Raw genomic sequence first — 21,036 nt, 5'->3', positions numbered from 1 at the left:
TATTTGACTACAGGAAAGAATGGATTGTGACCAAACTCAAACTTCTGGCATTGGGCATCCTTGCCGCTACCGCAGCGAGCACCGTACAGGCTGAGAGCCAGTGGACTGTTGGCGCGGGTGCTGGCGTGATTAACAGCCCGTACAAGCAGTATGACCGCGACGTTTATCCTGTCCCCGTTGTCACCTATGAAGGCGATAACTTCTGGTTCCGTGGGTTGGGCGGTGGCTACTATCTGTGGAACGATACGGCCGATAAGCTCTCCATCATGGCCTATTACGATCCAACGCACTTTAAACCAGGCGACAGCGACAGCAATGCGCTTCGTCAGCTGGACAAACGCAGAAGCTCACTGATGGCGGGGCTTTCTTACGTCCATAATACCGAGTATGGCTTCCTGCGCACTGCGCTGGCGGGCGATACCCTGGACAACAGCAACGGCTTCATCTGGGATCTGGCGTGGCTTTATCGCTATACCAACGGCGCAGTGACGCTGACGCCGGGTATTGGTGTGCAGTACAGCAGCGAGAATTACAACGACTACTACTATGGCGTGTCTAAAGCGGAGTCTCGCCGCAGTGGTCTGAAGAGCTACAGCGCGGATGATGGCTGGGACCCGTACCTGGAACTCACCGCCTCGTATAACTTCCTCGGTGACTGGAATGTGTACGGTACTGGCCGTTACATTCGTCTGAGCGATGAAGTGAAAGACAGCCCGATGGTCGACAAGTCCTGGTCTGGCATCTTCTCCGTGGGTGTGACCTACAAGTTCTGACCAGAACGTGATGCATTAAAACGGGGCGCTAGCGCCCCGTTTGTTTTTTTATGATGCCTGAACAATATTAGCGCTTCACAATCTTGATCGTCTGGCCTAAGCGGGACGGTTTTTCTTCGCTGGTTTTCTGCGGCGCGGTCACGCACGCGGTTTCCACACACACGAAGGTCTTGTAACCGTCATCCGGGATATCCGCCATGCTGACGGAAAGGGCAGGGCCCGGGTTCCAGCCCACCACGTTGCTGTGGTGGTGATGAACCACATCAATACCGCGGTTCAGCGCGCTGTCGTGGATGACGCTACAGGCTTCCGGGTGCAGATACACGCGGTCGGTACGATCCGGGAAAGTCTGCACGCCGTCGTCCAGCTTGCCTTCTTTCGCGTTATCCACTTTGTCGATAAAGGTATCGCCAAGTCCGCTCACCTTAACGGCCTGAATGTCGCCTACGTTGAAATAGGTGTGCAGGGCGGATGTTGTTTCGAATTCGCCGTGCGCTTCCAGTTCAATTTCGCAGGTTTTACCCAGCTTGAAGCGGGCATACAGGGTGAACTCGTGTGGCCACAGGGCACGCGTTTCATCATTCGCCTGGAGTTCAAAGGTCAACACCGCACCGTTTTCATCTTCGTTGTGGGCTTTCAGCGTCCACTGCTGGTTACGGGCGAAACCGTGTGAGGGTAAACCCTGCTGCGCTGACGGGCCAAACCATGGCCAGCAGATCGGTACGCCGCCGCGGATCGCCGCCCCTTTTTTGAACGAGGTGGCCTCGCTCAGCCACAGGCCTTCTTCTTCACCTTCTGGTTTCCAGGAGAGCAGGTGGGCACCATTGAGCGCTACGGAGGCTTTAACGCGCGGATGATCAACGACGATGATATCAGCACCGTCGATCTGACGGCGGGAGAGCACAGGGGTAAGTTGTTCGACTACCGGAAGTGCAAAAATTTTATTAATCATTAAGCAATCCTCTGTCTAAAAACAATAAAAAAGGCGACCGAAGTCGCCTTTTAGGATCAAGCACTCATCTCAACTTATTTGGAGATGTGAGCGATCAGGTCCAGTACTTTGTTAGAGTAGCCAGTTTCGTTGTCGTACCAGGAAACCAGTTTCACGAAGTTGTCGTTCAGTGCGATACCTGCTTTAGCATCGAACACGGAAGTGCACACTTCGCCGTTGAAATCGGTAGATACAACGTCGTCTTCGGTGTAACCCAGAACGCCTTTCATTGGGCCTTCGGAAGCAGCTTTGATTGCTTTCTTAATTTCTTCATAAGAAGCAGCTTTTTCCAGACGAACGGTCAGGTCAACAACGGATACGTTAGGAGTTGGAACGCGGAACGCCATACCAGTCAGTTTGCCATTCAGTTCTGGCAGTACTTTACCTACTGCTTTAGCAGCACCGGTAGAAGATGGGATGATGTTCTGAGCCGCGCCACGGCCGCCGCGCCAGTCTTTGTGAGACGGGCCATCAACGGTTTTCTGAGTAGCGGTGGTTGCGTGAACGGTAGTCATCAGACCTTCGATGATGCCGAAGTTGTCGTTGATAACTTTAGCCAGCGGTGCCAGGCAGTTGGTGGTGCAGGATGCGTTGGAAACGATGTCCTGGCCAGCGTAAGTTTCGAAGTTTGCACCGCGAACGAACATTGGGGTGTTGTCTTTGGAAGGACCAGTCAGAACAACTTTCTTCGCACCCGCAGTGATGTGTTTACGTGCAGTTTCGTCGGTCAGGAAGATACCGGTAGCTTCAGCTACAACGTCAACACCGATTTCGTTCCATTTCAGGTTAGCTGGGTCTTTCTCAGCAGTAACGCGGATGGTTTTGCCATTAACAACCAGGTGGCCGTCTTTCACTTCAACGGTGCCGTCGAAACGACCGTGAGTTGAGTCGTACTTCAGCATGTACGCCATGTATTCAGCGTCCAGGAGATCGTTGATACCAACGATTTCGATGTCAGAACGTTTCTGAGCAGCACGGAAAACAATACGGCCGATACGGCCAAAACCGTTGATACCTACTTTGATAGTCATATATTCCACCAGCTATTTGTTAGTGAATAAAAGGTTGCCTGTAAAATTACAAAAACCTTACGCAGCGTCAAGCGGAATCGTGTCAATCATTGCGACAAATCAATCCTGTGACTAACGTTTGTGCGACTGACTCGCCTCACTTTCCCTTTGAGCTAGCAACCACATGGGGGCTGCGCCCGGAATTTTAAAGGCCTCGCAGGATTAAAATGTGAAATTGATCACAATTGCCTGACCGCCTTTTCGCGACACATAAGTTTAGAACAAAAGTGCACGCGCGGGTGTTAATGTTTTGTTAGAATCTGGGTTAAAAGATGTCTGTTTCAACAGCGAGATGTAAGCATATGTCGAACCAACGTAACCCCGACGATTTGAAAAAAAACCTTACAGAGATGCAGTTTTACGTGACGCAAAATCACGGCACAGAACCGCCGTTTTCCGGGCGTTTGCTGCACAATAAACGGGAAGGCGTCTACCACTGCCTGGTGTGTGATGCACCGCTGTTTAACTCCCAGACGAAGTACGATTCTGGCTGCGGCTGGCCGAGCTTTTACGAGCCTGTCAGCGATGATGCGATCCGCTACCTGACGGACACCTCGCACGGCATGGTGCGCACCGAAATTCGCTGCGGGAACTGTGACGCCCATCTCGGGCATGTCTTCCCGGATGGCCCGCAGCCGACGGGGGAGCGTTTCTGTGTAAATTCGGCTTCCATGAGCTTTACCGATGATGAAAACGGCGACCATACCAAGGGTTGAAAAAACGATTCAGCAAATTATTCCTTTGAAAGGGAGAGATCATGAATATTGATGACATGATTGCAGGTATGACCCCGGAGGTTTATCAGCGTCTGGTAACGGCCGTTGAGCTGGGAAAATGGCCGGACGGTGTGGCGCTCACACCTGAGCAAAAAGAGAACAGTTTGCAGCTGGTGATGCTGTGGCAGGCGCGTCACAATACCGACGCCCAGCACATGACCATCGACACTAACGGTCAGATGGTGATGAAAAGCAAGCGCGAGCTGAAAGAAGAGTTCGGCATCGCGCCGAAGCCGATTGCGACCTTCAAATAAAGCTCCCATGTAGGCCGGGTAAGCGCTAGCGCCACCCGGCACACTACATCTTAGTGCGGGATCCCAAGCGACTCCGCCAGCTGTTTCGCGAGCTGGTTTTCGTCGTCAGCACCGTACTCCCAGAACATGGCGCCAGCCAGACCTTTCTCCTTAATGTAATCCGCTTTGATCGCCACGGAGCGCGGGTTCTCATAGGAAATCGCAAACAGCGCCTTCCCGTCGGCGGATTTCACCGACAGCCACGGCACCTTCGCCTGTTCGTCCCAGTGCTCGGTAAAGCGTTTCTGCGGATCGTTCAGCAGCTTGCGGACGATATCGTTGTATTTCACATAGGTATCTTTGGTCAGATCATAGCCAAGCGATTTGAACAGGCCCAGTTCCTGCGGCCCGAAGTAGGGCTGCGTCACCGGATTGTTCTGCGCGTCCGATTTGCTCCAGTCGATACCCGGTTCAACGGCGCGCTTCGGCACGCGCCCATAGAAACCAATTCCGAGGTTCATCTGCTGCGGCTTCAGCCCGGCGGCCAGATAGTTATTCACCACAAAATCGACGCTGTACTTGTCTGCGGCAGCCACCGTTGGCCAGGCGCTGGAGTCATACAGATTCGCGTTAAAATACTGAGTACCGTACGCCATGTCGTAGGTCATCAGGTTGATGTAATCGAGCAGGGGGGCAATGGCTTTCACATCCACCCAGCTTTTCGGACTTTCCGCATTCGCGCCCACCGCAATCGTGACCAGCTTTTTCTTACCAAACGCGTCACGCATCTCTTTTAACAGCGCGGTGAAATTATCCCGGTCGGCAGGGGTGCTCTCGACCAGTCCCCACGCGCCGTTGACCGGATATTCCCAGTCCAGGTCGATCCCGTCCAGGCCGTATTTACTGACGATCTCCTGCGCGGAGCGAATAAATACCGCGCGACTCTCTTTGGTTGCCGCTGCGCCAGAAAAACCACGCGCCCCCCAGCCGCCAACGGAAAGCAGGACTTTCAGGTTCGGGTTTTGTTTACGAAGCTGAGGAAGTAACGCCAGATCGGATGCCACCTTAGGTGATAACCAGATTTGATGCAGTTTTGCCGGATCTTTCAGCGCGGCGTTGGTTTCGTCTTTCTCGTTGTTATAGACCAGACCAAACGAGTAGTTGAGGTGGGTGATCTGGCGGACGTCCAGTTTATTAATATCGCCACCCGGTCCGGCGGTAACATCGCCACCCCCATTGAAGTAACCCACGGACATCAGGGGCGCGGCGGAAGCCAGTGACGCGCAAAGCAAGGGTAATGCTGCCAGCAAGGGCAAACGTTTCATATAATTTCCTCTTTGACTGAACAAAAATAACCACGCCACAGAAAAGGCGTGGCGAAAAAACAGCCTGAAGAGAATAGCATCGCCGTTTCGCTTGTGATGCGAGGGAGTTCACTTTATGGGGATTGGGGAAGAAATGCCGGGTGGCGCTGACGCTTACCCGGTCTACAAAACCAGAGAAAGTAGGCCGGGTAAGGCGAAGCCGCCACCCGGCTAAAAAAGCTTACGCCTGCGTCTCCAGCCAGTCAGCCAGCGTATACAGCGTTGCGCCTTCTGCGGCCATATCCATAAACGCCTGAGCGCTGTCATGCGGCTGAATATTCACCCCGCGACAGCCGTCGGTGATGACATTCACGGTATAGCCCAACTGGAGCGCATCCAGCACGGTGAACTTCACGCAGTAATCCGTCGCCAGGCCCAGCACAATCAGCTCGGTGATCTCATGGTGGCGCAACCACGCGTCCAGCGCCGTCTTCTGACGATGACCGTTATCAAAGAACGCGCTGTAGCTGTCGATGGTTGGGTTTTCACCTTTGTGGAACACCGCGTCGATGGCCTTCTGGTTCAGCAGCGGATGCAACTCAGCGCCCTCCGTCTGCTGCACGCAGTGATCGGGCCAGAAGGTTTGCGCCAGCCCGTCCAGTTCGCCCTGGCTGTAAGGCTCAACGTTGTGCTGGCTGGCAAAGCTGCCGTGGTTTGCCGGATGCCAGTCCTGACTCGCCACCACCGCTTCACCACGAGCTTTACACCACTCAATCAGCGAATTCGCGACGTCTACGGTGCTGTCGCCTTCCGCGACGGCCAGCGCACCGCCCGCACAGAAATCATTTTGCAAATCGACCAGTAACAGGGCGCGTTGCTTCATGGGACCTCCTTATTCGTCCGGCGTCAGTTCACCGCGCAGGTTTTGCATCATGGCGCGGCGAATGGAATCAATATCCAGATCCTGACTCAGTAAATAGTGAAGTTTAGTCAGCGTTGCCTCAACGGTCATATCGAAACCACTGATCACGCCAGCGTGCGCCAGGGCATTACCGGTGGCGTAGCCGCCCATATTGACTTTGCCGGACATACACTGGGTGAGGTTGACCACCACAATCCCGCGATCGCTCGCCTCCTGAAGCTCTTTCAGGAATTCACCGTTCTGCGGGGCGTTACCCACACCATAGGAGCGCAGGATCAGCGCCTTCACCGGCTGGCGCAGGAAGTTGCGCACCACGTCGGCGGAAATACCCGGATAAATCGTCACCACGCCGATCGGCTGCGGGGTGATCGGGTGAACGATCAGTTCGCCTGCGGTATTTGGCGCGGGCGGCGTGCCCAGACGACGGATATGGATCCCCGCTTCCAGCAGCGGTTGTAGGTTAGGTGAGGCAAAAGCGTCAAAGCCGTCGGCGTGCGCTTTGGTAGTGCGGTTCCCGCGATACAAACGGTTATTGAAGAACAACGACACTTCGTTAATCGGATAATTGGCCGCCACGTAAAGGGAATTCAGCAGATTGATCTGCCCGTCGGAACGCAGTTCCGCCAGCGGGATCTGCGAGCCGGTCACGATGACGGGCTTGCTCAGGTTCTCCAGCATGAAGGAGAGCGCCGAGGCAGTGAACGCCATGGTGTCGGTGCCGTGCAGGATCACGAAGCCGTCGTACTGGTCGTAATGGGCTTTAATATCGTCCGCAATATGCTGCCAGTCTTCCGGCGTCATGTCGGAGGAGTCCATCAGCGGCTCATATTCGTGGATGGTAAAGTCCGGCATTTCCGGACGGTGGAATTCAGGCATCAGCGCCAGCTGGCGCTGCAAGTGGCCGGAAACCGGGATATAGCCATTTTCTGAGCGCTGCATACCGATGGTACCGCCGGTATAGGCGACATAAATTGATTTCTTCTGCATGGTAATGAGTTCTTGTTCTTCAAAAGAAAAAATCCCCTCTTCACGGGAAGAGGGGACGGTTTTTAACGCACGTTCGCACAGGTCAGGCAAAACGCGTAGCGGCTTTGTGGATCATTAAAGGCTGCGAGCTTGTCGCTCTCCGCTTTCATGGCTTTCGCCGCGGTCGCCACCGGCGCCGGCAGATAAGCCTGAAGCGCGTCCGGCAGCATGGCACGAACGGAGCCGGACATGCTGTCCATGACCATATCGAAGAACGTTGGTTCGTCCTGATAATAGTCCACGTGCCACTGCTTGAGCTTCGCCAGCTCCGCTGCTTTCTTCACGGCGTCGTCGAAGTCACCCAGACTGTCTACCAGGCCGTTGCTCTTCGCGTCCTGGCCGGTCCAGACGTGGCCCTGAGCGATCTGGTCAATCTGATCGGGCGTCTTTTTACGGGAGTCCGCAACCAGCGTGATGAAACGTTTATAGCCACTCTCAATGCTGAGCTGCATCATCTCAGACACCTCAGGCGGCAGGGATTTGGTGACGGACACGTCCGCCAGCGGCGAGGTGGAAACGCCGTCGGTGTGGACGCCGAGATAATCCAGGCTGTTCTCTACGGTGTTGATCACGCCGAAGATGCCAATCGAGCCGGTCAGCGTGCTTGGGTTAGCCACAATGTAGTTGGCTGGCGTCGAGATCCAGTACCCCCCGGAAGCCGCCATGCCGCCCATCGAGACCACTACCGGCTTGCCCGCGGCGCGCGCGGCGGCCAGTTCAGCACGGATCACTTCAGAGGCGCTGACGCTGCCGCCAGGGCTGTTCACCCGCAGGACAATCGCCTTCACTTTCGGATCCAGGCGCGCATCGCGGATCTGCGACGCGGTGGTGTCCCCGCCGACGTTCCCCGGCGTCTCTTCGCCATCCATAATGGCCCCGTTAGCAAACACCACGGCGATGCTGTCACCGCTGTCGTCCGGCTTTTTCGCGGCGTAGTCATACATGCTGATGGCGCTGTAGTTTTTATCCTCTTTACTCCAGCCGAACTGTTTGGTCAGCGCTTTTTCAATTTCAGCGCTGGAACCCAGCTGATCGACCAGTTTGTTATCAAGCGCGTATTTCGCTGTATCGCCGTCCACCTTGCGCAGGCCGTCCAGCACGCCGCGCGCGCCCGGGAAGACCTGCTCAGCGGTAATCTGACGGTTAGCGGCAATGGTGCCGAGGTAGTTCTGCCACAGCTCGCCGATCCAGCGGCTGTCCGCTTCACGGGCGGCAGGGGACATATCATCGCGGATAAACGGCTCCACGGCGGATTTATAGGTCCCGACGCGGAAGACGTGGGTGGTGACCTTCAGCTTGTCGAGCAGCGATTTGTAGTACAAACCGTTAGTGGCGAAGCCATGCAGATCGACCGTGCCCTGTGGCGAAAGCCAGATCTTATTGGCAAAGCTCGCCAGATAATATTGCCCCTGGGTGTAGCTGTCGCCAATAGCAATAACCGGCTTACCGCTGTCGCGGAATTCGCGCAGCGCTTTGCCGATGTACTGCATTGACGGCTGATCGGCCCCGGCAAAATCTTTCAGGTCCAGCACGATACCGGTAATGTTACGATCGTCTTTGGCCTGACGAATGGTGTCGACAATATCAAACAGGGAGTTTTCCTGAAGACGGTCTGACGTTGCGCCGAACAGCTGGCGGCCAATCACGCCCAGACGGTTGCTGGTCGATGGCTTATCAACAATCACCCCAGTGATATCGAGTAACAGCGCGCCGCGCGTCGAATGCTGCGACTGGTTTGCGTTGCTGATATGCATCCAGATACCTGCGCATACCAGGACCAGGAAGATGAAGAAGATGTTCATCACCAGGTTGCGGACGAAGTTGAGCAGTCGCCACGTCCATTTAAAGAAACCGGCAAAGATTCGCCAAAGGGTTCGCATGTATTCTCCCTAACCAGAAAAGGACTGTTTCCGTCGCCACGGGACGGTAATGTGCGGTTATCGTAATGACCCAACCGCCACTTGTCAGCAGGAATCGCCTGCCACGCTGTAACAAATTCTGCTGTCGTGTTAATTTTGTGAGTAAATTTCATGAAAGGAGTTAACCAATGGACGCACTTGAACTGCTTGTTAACCGTCGTAGCGCTTCCCGCCTGGCCGAACCGGCACCCGTCGGCGAGCAGCTGGAAAACATTCTGCGTGCCGGAATGCGTGCGCCGGACCATGGCACATTGCAGCCGTGGCACTTCTTTATCATTGAAGGCGAAGGGCGCGACCGCTTCAGCCAGCTGCTGGAGCAGGGGGCTGTTGCCGCAGGCCAGGATGAGAAGGGGATTGATAAAGCCCGCAGTGCGCCATTCCGCGCGCCGATGATCATCGCTGTCGTGGCGAAATGTCAGGCCGACCATAAGGTGCCGGTCTGGGAGCAGGAAATGTCCGCAGGCTGCGCGGTAATGGCGATGCAAATGGCCGCCGTCGCGCAGGGCTTCAATGGCATCTGGCGCACCGGACCGCTGACCGAGAGTTCGGTCGTGCGTGATGGCTTTGCCTGTGGTGAGCACGATAAAATTGTCGGCTTCCTCTATCTTGGCACCCCGCAGCTTAAAGCCTCCAGCACCATCAGCGTGCCAGACACCACGCCTTTCGTCAGCCGTTTCTGATAAGCCGCGCTAAACTGTCTGGATTCTGAGCATCCGCCGCAGAATTCAGACAGTCATACTTACCTCTTTATGGAATGAGCGCTACCATAGCGCGATTGAGATGACAGGAGACGTCCATGAGCGAGCAAACCATTCGTTTAACGCAATACAGCCACGGAGCCGGTTGCGGTTGTAAAATTTCCCCGAAAGTGCTGGAGACCATCCTGCACAGTGAGCAGGCGAAGTTTGTCGACCCGAACCTGCTTGTCGGTAACGAAACGCGTGACGATGCAGCGGTTTATGACCTGGGTAACGGCACCAGCATTATCAGCACCACTGATTTCTTTATGCCGATCGTCGACAACCCGTTCGACTTCGGGCGCATTGCGGCCACCAACGCCATCAGCGATATCTTTGCGATGGGCGGTAAACCGATTATGGCGATCGCCATTCTGGGCTGGCCGATTAACACCCTCCCGCCGGAGATTGCCCGCGACGTGATCGAAGGCGGACGCTTTGCCTGCCAGCAGGCGGGTATTGCCCTGGCCGGTGGTCACTCTATCGATGCGCCGGAGCCGATTTTCGGCCTGGCCGTCACCGGCGTAGTGCCGACCGAGCGCGTGAAGCGCAACAGCACGGCGCAACCGGGCTGCAAACTGTTCCTCACTAAGCCGCTGGGCATTGGCGTACTGACCACTGCCGAGAAGAAATCCCTGCTGAAGCCCGAGCATATCGGTCTGGCAACGGAAGTGATGTGCCAGATGAACCTCGCCGGTGCGGCATTCGCCAATATCGACGGCGTGAAGGCCATGACCGACGTGACCGGTTTTGGTCTGCTGGGGCACCTCTCTGAAGTCTGTCAGGGCGCGGGCGTGCAGGCGCAGGTCTGGTATCAGGATGTGCCGAAGCTGCCGGGCGTGGAAGAGTACATTGCTCAGGGCGCAGTGCCGGGCGGGACGCAGCGCAACTTCGCCAGCTACGGCCATTTAATGGGCGAAATGCCGGAAGCGTGGCGTAACCTGCTGTGCGATCCGCAAACCTCCGGCGGCCTGCTGCTGGCGGTGACGCCGGAAGCTGAAGCTGACGTTCAGGCGACGGCTGCCGAGTTTGGCATCACCCTGACGGCCATTGGTGAGCTGGTGACCGCCCGCGGTGGTCGCCCGATGATTGAGATCCGTTAATTCGATGCGGTTGTTTATTGCCGAAAAGCCGAGTCTGGCGCGTGCCATCGCCGATGTGCTGCCCAGGCCGCATCGCAAAGGCGACGGCTTTATCGAATGCGGTAACGGGCAGGTGGTCACCTGGTGTATCGGTCACCTGCTTGAACAGGCGCAGCCGGATGTCTACGACAGCCGCTACGCCCGCTGGAATCTCAACGATCTACCGATTGTGCCGGAAAAGTGGCGTCTCCAACCGCGTCCTTCCGTCACCAAACAGCTCAACGTCATTAAGCGCTTCCTGCATGAGGCGACAGAAGTGGTCCACGCGGGTGACCCGGACAGGGAAGGGCAACTGCTGGTCGATGAAGTGCTGGACTACCTGGAGCTGGCGCCGGAAAAGCGCCAGCAGGTGCAGCGCTGCCTGATCAACGACCTCAACCCTCAGGCGGTAGAGCGGGCCATTTCACGCCTGCGCGCCAACAGCGAATTTATTCCCCTGTGTGTCTCCGCGCTGGCGCGTGCCCGTGCGGACTGGCTGTACGGGATCAACATGACCCGCGCCTACACCATTCTCGGGCGCAACGCGGGTTATCAGGGCGTACTCTCCGTCGGTCGTGTCCAGACACCGGTGCTGGGGCTGGTGGTGCGTCGCGACGAAGAGATCGAAAATTTCGTCGCCAAAGACTTCTTCGAAGTCAAAGCGCATATCGTCACGCCGAAAGACGAACGCTTTACCGCCGTCTGGCAGCCAAGCGATGCCTGTGAGTCATATCAGGACGAAGAGGGACGGCTGCTGCATCGCCCGCTGGCGGAGCACGTGGTCAACCGCATTACCGGCCAGCCCGCAATCGTCACCAGCTATAACGACAAACGGGAAACGGAGCCCGCACCGCTGCCGTTCTCCCTTTCGGCGTTGCAGATTGAGGCGGCTAAGCGCTTTGGTCTTAGCGCGCAGAACGTGCTCGATATCTGCCAGAAGCTCTACGAAACCCACAAGCTGATCACCTATCCGCGTTCGGACAGCCGCTATCTGCCGGAAGAACACTTCGCCGGACGCCACTCGGTGATGAATGCCATTGGCGTCCATGCGCCGGATCTGTTGCCGCAACCGGCGGTAAACCCGGATACCCATAACCGCTGCTGGGACGATAAAAAAGTCGATGCTCACCACGCGATAATCCCGACGGCGCGCACCAGCAACGTCAACCTGACCGACAACGAAGCAAAGGTCTATAACCTGATCGCACGTCAGTATCTGATGCAGTTCTGCCCGGACGCGGTGTTCCGCAAGTGCGTTATTGAACTGGAGATTGCCAAAGGCAAATTTATCGCCAAAGCGCGTTTCCTCGCGGAAGCGGGCTGGCGCACGCTGCTCGGCAACAAAGAACGTGACGAAGAAAACGACGGCACGCCGCTGCCGGTCGTGGCCAAAGGCGACGAACTGCTGTGCGAGAAGGGCGAAGTGGTTGAACGACAAACCCAGCCGCCGCGCCACTTCACCGATGCGACGCTGCTTTCGGCCATGACCGGGATCGCCCGTTTTGTGCAGGATAAAGATCTGAAGAAGATCCTGCGCGCCACCGACGGTCTGGGCACGGAGGCGACCCGCGCGGGAATTATCGAATTACTGTTCAAGCGTGGTTTCCTTGAGAAGAAGGGGCGTTACATCCACTCAACAGAGCCGGGACGGGCGCTCATCCACTCCCTCCCTGAACTGGCGGCCAGACCGGACATGACCGCGCACTGGGAGTCGGTGCTGACGCAGATCAGCGAAAAGCAGTGCCGTTATCAGGACTTTATGCAGCCGCTGGTAGGGACGCTTTATCAGCTGATTGACCAGGCGCGCAGTACGCCAGTGAAGCGATTCCGGGGAATGGTCGCCCCGGGCGGCGGGGCGAAGAAACCGTTCAAAAAGAAGAAAAGCGCAGCCAAAAATACAACCGCTTAAACCGTAGGCCGGGTAAGGCGAAGCCGCCACCCGGCGAAAGCCCCTCTGCGGCCTGAAAAAAGCCTGGTGGCGCTAATGCTTACCGGGCCTACAAGGGCGAGAATGCAGCGAAACTAAATCACACCCTGTCCGATCATCGCATCGGCCACCTTCACGAACCCGGCGATATTCGCCCCGCGCACGTAGTTAGTTTGCGAGGCCTCGCCGCCGTACTCCACGCAGGCGTGATGAATATCGAGCATGATGTGGTGCAGACGGGCATCCACTTTCTCTGCCTTCCAGCCCATTCTCGCGGCGTTTTGCGCCATTTCCAGACCGGATGTTGCCACGCCGCCAGCGTTCGCCGCCTTGCCTGGCGCAAACAGCACGCCCGCGTCCAGGAACAGGTCGGTCGCTTCAATAGTGGTGGGCATATTTGCCCCTTCCGCTACCGCTTTCACGCCATTGCTAATCAGCGTCCGGGCGGCATCCACGTCCAGTTCGTTTTGCGTCGCGCACGGCAGGGCGATATCCACCGGCACGCCCCACGGCTGTTTACCTTCCAGATAGGTCAGGCCAAATTCACGGGCATAATCCGCTACCCGACCGTCACGGCTGGCCTTGATTTCGCACAGACGCGCCAGTTTTTCTGCTGTAAAGCCAGCTTCATCCACCACGGTGCCGCTGGAGTCGGAGGCGGTCACCACGCGCGCGCCAAACGCCATCGCTTTCTCGATAGCGTACTGCGCCACGTTACCGGAGCCGGAGACCGCCACGCGCATCCCCTCGAAGCTCAGCCCGTGACGCTTAAGCATCGCTTCGGTGAAATAGACCAGACCATAACCCGTCGCTTCGGGGCGAATCAGGCTACCGCCAAACGACAGACCTTTGCCGGTAAAGACGCAGGCGCTGTTGTTGGAGAGCTTTTTCATCATCCCGGCCATAAAACCCACTTCACGCCCCCCCACGCCGATATCCCCGGCAGGAACGTCGGTGTCCGGCCCAAGGTGGCGATAGAGTTCAGTGACCAGCGCCTGGCAGAAGCGCATCACTTCGCCTTCGCTCTTGCCTTTCGGATCGAAATCACTCCCGCCTTTACCGCCGCCCATCGGCAGGGTAGTGAGCGCATTTTTAAAGGTCTGCTCAAAGCCGAGGAATTTCAGAATCGACAGGTTCACCGAGGGGTGGAAGCGCATCCCGCCCTTAAACGGCCCAATGGCGGAGTTAAACTGCACGCGCCACGCGCGGTTGACCTGCACCTGATTGCGGTCGTCCACCCACGCCACGCGGAACTGGATGACGCGCTCCGGCTCTACCAGACGTTCAAGCAGCGCCATCTGACGGTAACGCGGATTTTCCTCAAGGAAGGGCCACAGGGTGGTCATGACTTCACGAACGGCCTGGGCAAACTCGCTTTGGTGCGGGTCGCGCTGCTGAACATGGGCAAGAAAGCTTTCCAGAGAGCGTGTCTGATCCATAGATATAAGAACCTCTTATAATAATTTATGCGTGTGGCGTAGATGTTTTGTGTCGTTTTTTTGACTATACCACCCGCACCGCTTTGAGAGGCAAGCAGAAATTTATGCCGCAAGGGAAATTAATGACAGGGCGCGCGTCATAACCAAAAGCGATGACGAGATAAATTAAAGATCCCGTCCGGATCGACCGTTATAGATATAAACGATGCAAAGGAAATAAAGTCTATGAACCGTTACGCAATGGCCGCGTTATGTTTGATGGTGTCCGCCGGGGCACAGGCTGACCGCATTCGCCCGGATGTCGAGGTCAACGTGCCGCCAGAGGTCTTTAGCGCTGGCGGCCAGCGTGCGCAGCCGTGTAATCAGTGCTGTATCTATCAGGATCAAAACTATTCCGAAGGCGCAGTAGTCAGGGCAGATGGCGTGCTGTTGCAGTGCCAGCGTGATGAACGCACCCTCAGTACAAACCCGCTGGTCTGGCGTCGCGTAAAAGAATAAACGCTTCCAGCAGCGGTATATCCGCCGGGGCTAAAGCATACGTGAACGCGTCTTCTGGCGTGCACCATACCAGCGCCGAGTGATAATGCGCCTTCAGCTCACCGCTAAATTCAGGCACATGCCAGGCGTGGAGGTGAATCAGCCGCTGCGACACCTCCCGCTGGTGGCTTGCCACATACCGCGCGGGCACGGCTTCAATGCCGAGTTCTTCGCGCAGTTCGCGGATCAGCGCTTCCGGCTGGGTCTCACCGGCTTCAACCTTCCCGCCTGCAAATTCCCACATTCCTGGCTGATCGGCATGTTCGGGACGCTGCGCCAGCAAAATCTTGCCCTCTTTTTCGAGGATGGCCGCAACCACATCGAGTGTTTTCAGCATGTTCGTCAATAATTAATAGCGAAAAACGACATATTATCGTGCCCTTCCAAAGAGTCCAGTCATCAGGAGAATCAGGTGAAAGAGACATCCGCCTGGGTTGCGCCCATGGAAACCCTTCCCGTCAGCCTCAGCCCCATCGCCGCCATGCAGAAAAAACACTTCGGCGCGGTGCTGAACCCCACGCGCTGGTGGGGGCGCATGCCGCGTCTTTTCTGGCTGGTGGCGCTGTTTGTCGGCTATCTGGAGCGTCGCAAGGCGCGTTTGACGCCGGTTCTGCGATCGCTGCTAATGACGCGGGTCTCGCAGATCTGCCACTGCGCATTTTGTATTGATGCCAACAGCCTGCGTCTGGCCGAGCGGAGCGGGGCGCTGGATAAAGTGCAGGCCGTCAGCGACTGGCAAAATTCCACCCTGTTCAGCGAAGAGGAGCGCGCGGCGCTGGCCTATGCGGAAGCGGTCACCGCCACGCCACCTCAGGTGGATGAAAATATCAAAAGTCTGCTGAAGCGCCACTTTACGGAAGAGACCATCACCGAAATGACGGCTCTGATTGCCTTTCAGAATCTTTCCGCCCGCTTTAACGCCGCGCTGGATATCCCGGCTCAGGGGCTGTGCGCCACGTTTAAAGGTAAACCGCATGCTGGATAAACATCTGCACCCCCGACTGAAACCCGGGTTAAATCAGCTGGCCGCCGCGCTGGATAGACCGTTTATCACGCCTGATGGCTTAACGCTCGCCGGGTTTGCGATTGGCGTGCTGGCGTTACCGTTTCTGGCGCTGGGCTGGTATCCGGCGGCGCTGATCGCCATTGTGCTGAACCGGCTGCTGGATGGTCTGGACGGCGCGCTGGCGCGTCGCCGTGGCCTGACGGACGCGGGAGGATTTCTTGATATCGCCCTCGACTTCCTGTTCTACGCCCTGGTGCCGTTTGGCTTTGCGCTGGCCGCTCCGGCTGATAACGCGATCGCCGCCGCCTGGCTGCTGTTCGCGTTTATGGGGACGGGCAGCAGTTTTCTGGCCTTTGCCGCGCTGGCGGGGAAGCATGATATCGACAACCCCGGCTATGCGCACAAGTCGCTTTATTACATTGGGGGATTAACGGAAGGAACGGAGACCATCGCGCTGTTTGCGCTGTGCTGCCTGTTTCCGGCGCATTTCGCGCTGTTTGCCTGGACGTTTGGCGCGTTGTGCTGGCTGACCACCACAACGCGCATCTGGAGCGGTTACATCACGCTGAAATCACTTCCCCGCTAGCGTGCGCTTTCCGGTCCGCGCTCCCCGGTGGAGACCGGGTTCTGCGGATGGCTGCTCCATTCGTACCAGCCGCCGTCGTAGACGGCAACGTTCTGCCAGCCCATCGCGCGGGCGTACATAAAGGCTTCAGACGCGCGCCAGCCGGTACCACAGTAAAACGCAACGTGCTGCTCCGGCAGGATATTCCACGTTTTCCACATGGCGGCAATATCATCAGCGCTGCGCATGGTGCCATCCGGATTGTGGAAATCTTCCATGTGGGTCGCGTCGCTGCCCGCATGGCCCCAGCGCGCACCGGCAATTTCACCTTTTGGCTTGATATAGCTGTAGCCGCTGGTTAAACCGATAAACTCTGGCCAGGAACGAATGCTCACCAGCGAGGCGTCCTGACGGTGCAGCATTCCTCGGGCCTGCTCCATATCCACCATCAGCCGGGGCTGGCCCGGGATCGGCGCGCCAAAATCAGGGGCTGGCTTGACCTTTGCAGGCGTTCCGCGCTCAACGGGCAGGCTGGCGTCGGACCACGCCTTCCAGCCGCCATCCAGAATTCGCACATCCTTCACGCCCGCGTAGAGCATGATCTGCGCCACGCGCGCGGCGGCATACACGTCGCGACCGTACAGAATGACGGTGGTATCGTGACGGATCCCGTGCTTCGCCAGCATCGCTTTCAGCTTTTCGTCAGAGACCTTATTCCACAGCGGTTCGCTTTCCACTTCATTGGTGTCGATATAGCCCGCACCGGGAATGTGGCTCAGGAGATAAAGCTTCGGCGCACCCCAGCCAGCCTCGATCACCTTCCATTCTCCGGCTGGTGCGGCGGTAACGGGTTTGCCCTGCTGCAACTGGCGGATCCACTGCGGATAAACCAGCTGTTCGAAATGCGCCAGACGTTGCAGACGGTCGGATTGTTGCAGGGCATCGCTCAGGGTGGAGACGTGGGTAAAGCCCGCTTTCTCCAGCCGCGCTTTGACGGTCTGGTTGTCATCATCGTTGCCATAGAGCGCAACCGGCATGTCTGGCGTAAGCCGATGTTGTTTTGCCCAGCCGCTGAGCTGTTCATCGCTCATTGCCCCAAGCCAGCTGGCAGAGAGATTAAGCGCGGCGGGTTCATGCCCGGACGTTCCGCTCAGGGTCTGCGGCCAGCCGTTATAGAACGCACTGACGCGCGTATCAATTACCGCGCCGTTTTGCGCCTGGAGCTGGTCCAGCGTGAGGGAGTGGGGCATATCAGCCGCCGTGGAGGAGAGTGAGGCGAGGCCGCAGAGCAGGGCCAGCGCGGTCAGTTGAGAAACACGTTTCATCGAAAAACCTGACGTCATTAAAAGAGGGGGGCATTGTCGTCTCTCCTGAAGCCAAAAACATTGCGTTAGCACATTATTGCCAGCGAGAAATCTCAATCACCTCGCCGCCGGGCGGAATATCGTCCTCATCATGCGTGACCAGCACCACCGGGATCCTGCGCTGGCGAGTAACCTCGAATACCCACGCCCGGAATGAGGTGCGCAGCGTTTTATCCAGTCGACTGAACGGCTCGTCGAGCAGCAATGCCTGCGGCTGGGCGAGAAGAGCGCGCAACAGGCTGACCCGGGCGCGCTCGCCGCCGGACAGGGTCGCCGGATCGCTGGCGTACTGGTTTGCCAGCCCGGCAGTGTCCAGGGCCTGTTCTACCGCGTTGCGGCGGGCGCGCCCGACGATGTGCGCCGGCAGCGCCAGCATCAGGTTTTGCCCCACGCTGAAGGCGTCAAACAGCAGGGCATCCTGAAACAGAATGCCGATCCCGCGCGTTTCCACGGGGAGCAGATCGCAGCGACGATCGTTCAGCCACAGCTCGCCGTGCGCCTTAAAATCAGCGGATAACGCCCCCACCATCCAGGCGAAAAGGGTCGATTTTCCGCTCCCGGAGGGCCCCATCAGCGTGACAATCTCCCCCGCCGGGACGCGGAAGTTGACCTCACGGAAGAGTGGCGCAATGGTGAGATTTTTCACGTTCAGCATTAACGTAATCCTTGTCTGTGACGGCCCACGAGCCGGGAGAGCAGCGCGGCAAGGGCAAATACGCTGCTGGTCAACAGCAACAGACCCAGCGCCCGGCTGGCGAGGATCGGAATGCTGCCGCCGCTGCTGAGGGCGACCGCCTCCGTCGTCAGGGTGGTGAAACGTCCCGCTCCCAGCCAGAGGGTCGGCATGTACTGGGCCATGCTCACGGAAAAGCCGGTGGCAAAGGCCAGCAGGGCCGGACGAATCATCAGGGGGCATTTCACCAACCAGAAAATTTTCGCCTGTCGCCAGCCCAGCGTTCTGGCGGTGAGGATAAGCCGGGGATCGAGCCTGCGCCAGGCCGGTTGCAGCACCAGGAGCATCCACGGGAGAACCCAGAGCATATGGCTCCAGAGCACCGCAGCGTACTGGCCGTCGAAGCCCAGCCACAGCGCCACGGCATATTGCCCGGACACGAGGGGCAGCGCCGGGAGGGCGAGCGGCAGCCAGACCCACACCGCGCCGCGCTGGGGTCCCCACTCAAGCCAGAGCATGAGGATGGCCAGCGCTGTCAGGCTGGACAGCAGTCCCAGTGAAAGGCTGTCGCTGACGGGGCCGATGTCGTCCCGGCGTGCCAGCATCAGCAGAACCAGCGCACAGAGGACGCCGCACAGCGGCAGTAACCCGCCCAGCGTCCGTGCGGGCAGCGCAGTATGCGAAGCGTGACGAATTCCGGAGGGGTCACGCTGGGCGCGCCGCCATGCCGTCCAGAAGCCGTATCCCACCGCGGCAAGCGCCGCCAGCAGCAGGAGCAACACCAGACACAGCAGCGTTCCCTTTGTTTGCTGTTGTGCATCGCCCTGGGCGAGCCACTGCCAGGCCAGTACCGCCAGCGTAGGCGGGTTGCCTGGCCCGAGCACGATCGCCACATCCACCACGGAAAGCGACCAGGCCAGCACCGCCAGCATGACTGCGCCCAGCGCGGGGGCGATTGCCGGGAGGACGAGCCAGTTGAGCGCCTGCATTCGTCCGTAGCCGAAGGTATGCAGGACGATTTTCTGCTGTGCGAGACGCTTTTCAGGCAGCGCGGCGTAGATTGCCCACAGAACGAACGCGCTCTCTTTGACCGCAAGCGTCAGGCCAAGCCCGATACCGTAGCGGTCAAGCTGCGGCGAACAGACCGTACAGATCCGGTAAAACTGCCCCCCTTCCGCAAACAGCAGCAGCGCGCTGGTGGCGAAGGCGACGTGCGGCACGGCTAACAGCCACGGCAGACGGGTGCTCAGGCGCTGCCAGCCTTCACCCGGCCAGAGAAGCGCAAGCAGGGTCAGGGCGATAAACAGTGAGCCCAGCGTCGCGATAAGCGTGGAAACCAGCGTGGCGGCCAGCGCCTGCGGCAGCTGCGGGTCGGCAAACAGCGTCGCCCAGTTGCCGGGAGAAAACGCCGGGGCCAGCAGCATGCCGCTGGCGGGAAGCAGTGGCAGATAGATGACCGCCATTGCCGCCCAGACCAGCCCGCTTAGCGGGTTCCGTAGCGGCGAAGCCATTCCTGCTCCAGGGCGTTAACCCAGGCGGCGTGAGGTTCGGGAAGTACATCAGGCGTGCCTGAGGGGGTAAAGGCGCGAAGCTGTTTTGCCGCTTTCGCAGGCAGTTTTTCGCCATCCAGCACGCTCGGGTCACCCCAGACGGCAGGATTAGCTTTGCGGATCTGCGCCTGCGGTGACAGCAGGAAATTCGCCACCACCTTCGCGCCTGCGCTCGCGCTGGCGTTTGCCGGGATAGCGACAAAATGGACGTTGCCGATCATGCCTTTGAGAAAGCCGAAACTGTAGCTGTCGGCAGGCAGTTCACCGCTCGCCACCTTTTGCATCGCATGGGCGGGGTTAAAGGTGAGCGACAGGTTCAGGCTGCCGCTGGCCAGCAGCGTATCCATGCGCGCAGGCGACGGAGGAAAATCGTTCCCTTCGCGCCACAGCAGGGGGTGCAGCGTATCAAGGTAATCCCACAGCGGCGCGGTGACCTGCGCAAAGGTACTGTCTGGCGCGTTTTTTAGCGCCTCCGGATGGGCGGTCAGCGCCAGCAGTAGCTGCTCAAGAAACGCCGTGCCGGTAAAATCCGGCGGTCGCGGATAGCTCACCTTGCCAGGGTGCTGTCGGGCGTATACCAGCAGCGCGTGGGGATCTGCCGGTGGTGTCGGCGTACTCGCTTTACGGGCGATAAAGGTTAATTGCGCGCCGCCCCACGGGGATTCTGCCCCATCGGTCGGGATGGCAAAATCTTCCGTTACCGGTTTACGGGTATCGACGTAGCGCCAGTTGGGCAGGGTTTGCGCCCAGCCGGTGAGCAGCAGGTTTGCCGCTTTCAGGTTGCGGAAGTTTTCCCCGTTTACCCAGAGCAGATCCACCGACCCGTTACTGCTGCGTCCTGCGGCATGTTCCGTCTGGATCCGCTTCACCGCGTCGGCGGCATCGGCCAGATGAACGATCTTCAGGTTGATGGCGTAGTGCGTTTTCATCTCGCCGCTTACCCAGTCGAGGTAGCGGTTAACGGCCTCGTCACCGCCCCAGGCGTTAAACCAGACGGTCTGCCCGGTGGCCTGTTGCTGAATGGATTGCCAGCTCTCTGCGGCGAAGGCAGAGGTTGCCAGCAGCAGACTCGTCAGAAACGCGCAAAAACGCACCCGGCGCAT

The 21,036-nt window shown here is 58.1% G+C and carries 21 protein-coding genes; 9 read left to right on the top strand and 12 right to left on the bottom strand.

From position 1 onward, the window contains the following. The first annotated feature begins 26 nt into the window (after positions 1-26). Positions 27-773 carry a MipA/OmpV family protein gene (locus SK58_RS15035; RefSeq protein ID WP_017384691.1) on the top strand — a complete coding sequence of 249 codons (747 nt, stop codon included), beginning with the start codon at positions 27-29 and terminating at the stop codon, positions 771-773. A gap of 67 nt (positions 774-840) precedes the next feature. Here SK58_RS15035 and SK58_RS15030 read toward each other — a convergent pair whose 3' ends face one another. Both SK58_RS15030 and gapA read right to left on the bottom strand, forming a co-directional pair. Next, entirely contained in the window at positions 841-1,725 is an 885-nt protein-coding gene (locus SK58_RS15030; protein WP_032104146.1) for a D-hexose-6-phosphate mutarotase, read from the bottom strand. A 74-nt stretch (positions 1,726-1,799) separates the two neighbouring features. Then, positions 1,800-2,795, bottom strand: a complete 996-nt coding sequence (gene gapA / locus SK58_RS15025) for a glyceraldehyde-3-phosphate dehydrogenase (RefSeq protein WP_006809136.1) — start codon at positions 2,793-2,795, stop codon at positions 1,800-1,802. Positions 2,796-3,136: 341 nt separating this feature from the next. On the opposite strand from gapA, the gene msrB reads away from it, so the two are divergent. Both msrB and SK58_RS15015 read left to right on the top strand, forming a co-directional pair. Continuing rightward, entirely contained in the window at positions 3,137-3,550 is a 414-nt protein-coding gene (msrB, locus tag SK58_RS15020) for a peptide-methionine (R)-S-oxide reductase MsrB (RefSeq protein ID WP_017384689.1), read from the top strand. A 41-nt stretch (positions 3,551-3,591) separates the two neighbouring features. Then, on the top strand, positions 3,592-3,864 hold the full coding sequence (locus tag SK58_RS15015; RefSeq protein WP_017384688.1) for a YeaC family protein: 273 nt from the start codon (positions 3,592-3,594) through the stop codon (positions 3,862-3,864). Positions 3,865-3,914: 50 nt separating this feature from the next. On the opposite strand, the gene SK58_RS15010 is transcribed toward SK58_RS15015, so the two are convergent. The 4 genes from SK58_RS15010 to sppA form a co-directional block, all read right to left on the bottom strand. Further along, positions 3,915-5,168 carry a chitinase ChiD gene (locus SK58_RS15010; protein ID WP_017384687.1) on the bottom strand — a complete coding sequence of 418 codons (1,254 nt, stop codon included), beginning with the start codon at positions 5,166-5,168 and terminating at the stop codon, positions 3,915-3,917. Between the two features lie 220 nt (positions 5,169-5,388). After that, positions 5,389-6,030 (bottom strand): bifunctional nicotinamidase/pyrazinamidase, encoded by a 642-nt coding sequence (gene pncA / locus SK58_RS15005; protein WP_045338914.1) that lies wholly within the window; start codon positions 6,028-6,030, stop codon positions 5,389-5,391. A gap of 9 nt (positions 6,031-6,039) precedes the next feature. Further along, complete coding sequence (gene ansA / locus SK58_RS15000) at positions 6,040-7,056, bottom strand: asparaginase (protein ID WP_032673734.1); 1,017 nt, start codon at positions 7,054-7,056, stop codon at positions 6,040-6,042. Between the two features lie 62 nt (positions 7,057-7,118). Further along, positions 7,119-8,975 (bottom strand): signal peptide peptidase SppA, encoded by a 1,857-nt coding sequence (gene sppA / locus SK58_RS14995; RefSeq protein ID WP_032653247.1) that lies wholly within the window; start codon positions 8,973-8,975, stop codon positions 7,119-7,121. Positions 8,976-9,142: 167 nt separating this feature from the next. Here sppA and SK58_RS14990 point away from each other — a divergent pair, with 167 nt between their 5' ends. From SK58_RS14990 to SK58_RS14980, 3 genes are all read left to right on the top strand, one after another. Beyond that, positions 9,143-9,694, top strand: coding sequence for an NAD(P)H nitroreductase (locus tag SK58_RS14990; RefSeq protein ID WP_023296329.1), 552 nt, complete (start codon positions 9,143-9,145; stop codon positions 9,692-9,694). Between the two features lie 116 nt (positions 9,695-9,810). Beyond that, entirely contained in the window at positions 9,811-10,854 is a 1,044-nt protein-coding gene (selD, locus tag SK58_RS14985) for a selenide, water dikinase SelD (protein WP_015570773.1), read from the top strand. Between the two features lie 4 nt (positions 10,855-10,858). Continuing rightward, on the top strand, positions 10,859-12,781 hold the full coding sequence (locus SK58_RS14980; RefSeq protein WP_017384681.1) for a DNA topoisomerase III: 1,923 nt from the start codon (positions 10,859-10,861) through the stop codon (positions 12,779-12,781). A 113-nt stretch (positions 12,782-12,894) separates the two neighbouring features. On the opposite strand, the gene gdhA is transcribed toward SK58_RS14980, so the two are convergent. Beyond that, complete coding sequence (gene gdhA / locus SK58_RS14975) at positions 12,895-14,238, bottom strand: NADP-specific glutamate dehydrogenase (RefSeq protein ID WP_015570765.1); 1,344 nt, start codon at positions 14,236-14,238, stop codon at positions 12,895-12,897. Between the two features lie 225 nt (positions 14,239-14,463). Between gdhA and SK58_RS14970 the strand changes: the two genes are divergently transcribed. Then, positions 14,464-14,736, top strand: coding sequence for a YnjH family protein (locus SK58_RS14970; protein WP_003857857.1), 273 nt, complete (start codon positions 14,464-14,466; stop codon positions 14,734-14,736). Here the strand turns inward: SK58_RS14970 and SK58_RS14965 are convergent. Further along, positions 14,696-15,112, bottom strand: coding sequence for a pyrimidine (deoxy)nucleoside triphosphate diphosphatase (locus SK58_RS14965; protein ID WP_047062624.1), 417 nt, complete (start codon positions 15,110-15,112; stop codon positions 14,696-14,698). The genes SK58_RS14970 and SK58_RS14965 overlap by 41 nt on opposite strands. A 75-nt stretch (positions 15,113-15,187) precedes the next feature. Between SK58_RS14965 and SK58_RS14960 the strand changes: the two genes are divergently transcribed. Together SK58_RS14960 and SK58_RS14955 are read left to right on the top strand one after the other, a co-directional pair. Next, positions 15,188-15,760, top strand: coding sequence for a carboxymuconolactone decarboxylase family protein (locus SK58_RS14960; RefSeq protein WP_017384678.1), 573 nt, complete (start codon positions 15,188-15,190; stop codon positions 15,758-15,760). Further along, on the top strand, positions 15,750-16,367 hold the full coding sequence (locus SK58_RS14955) for a CDP-alcohol phosphatidyltransferase family protein (RefSeq protein ID WP_045141483.1): 618 nt from the start codon (positions 15,750-15,752) through the stop codon (positions 16,365-16,367). Before SK58_RS14960 ends, SK58_RS14955 begins: the two co-directional genes overlap by 11 nt. Here the strand turns inward: SK58_RS14955 and SK58_RS14950 are convergent. From SK58_RS14950 to SK58_RS14935, 4 genes are all read right to left on the bottom strand, one after another. Beyond that, the gene (locus SK58_RS14950) at positions 16,364-17,671 is read right to left on the bottom strand and encodes a sulfurtransferase (protein ID WP_045338470.1); all 1,308 of its coding nucleotides are present in this window, start codon (positions 17,669-17,671) and stop codon (positions 16,364-16,366) included. The genes SK58_RS14955 and SK58_RS14950 overlap by 4 nt on opposite strands. A 73-nt stretch (positions 17,672-17,744) precedes the next feature. Further along, the gene (locus SK58_RS14945) at positions 17,745-18,365 is read right to left on the bottom strand and encodes an ATP-binding cassette domain-containing protein (RefSeq protein WP_048220167.1); all 621 of its coding nucleotides are present in this window, start codon (positions 18,363-18,365) and stop codon (positions 17,745-17,747) included. Further along, positions 18,365-19,894: an ABC transporter permease family protein gene (locus SK58_RS14940; RefSeq protein ID WP_048220166.1), complete on the bottom strand. Its 1,530-nt coding sequence runs from the start codon at positions 19,892-19,894 to the stop codon at positions 18,365-18,367. The genes SK58_RS14945 and SK58_RS14940 overlap by 1 nt, the downstream gene beginning before the upstream one ends. Continuing rightward, positions 19,867-21,036 carry an ABC transporter substrate-binding protein gene (locus SK58_RS14935; protein ID WP_072134609.1) on the bottom strand — a complete coding sequence of 390 codons (1,170 nt, stop codon included), beginning with the start codon at positions 21,034-21,036 and terminating at the stop codon, positions 19,867-19,869. The genes SK58_RS14940 and SK58_RS14935 overlap by 28 nt, the downstream gene beginning before the upstream one ends.

This window comes from Enterobacter sp. BIDMC93 (assembly GCF_001037805.1).
GTDB lineage: Bacteria > Pseudomonadota > Gammaproteobacteria > Enterobacterales > Enterobacteriaceae > Enterobacter > Enterobacter hormaechei_C.
Note: the sequence above shows the minus strand (reverse complement) of the source record. Positions and strands in the feature narration are given on the sequence as shown.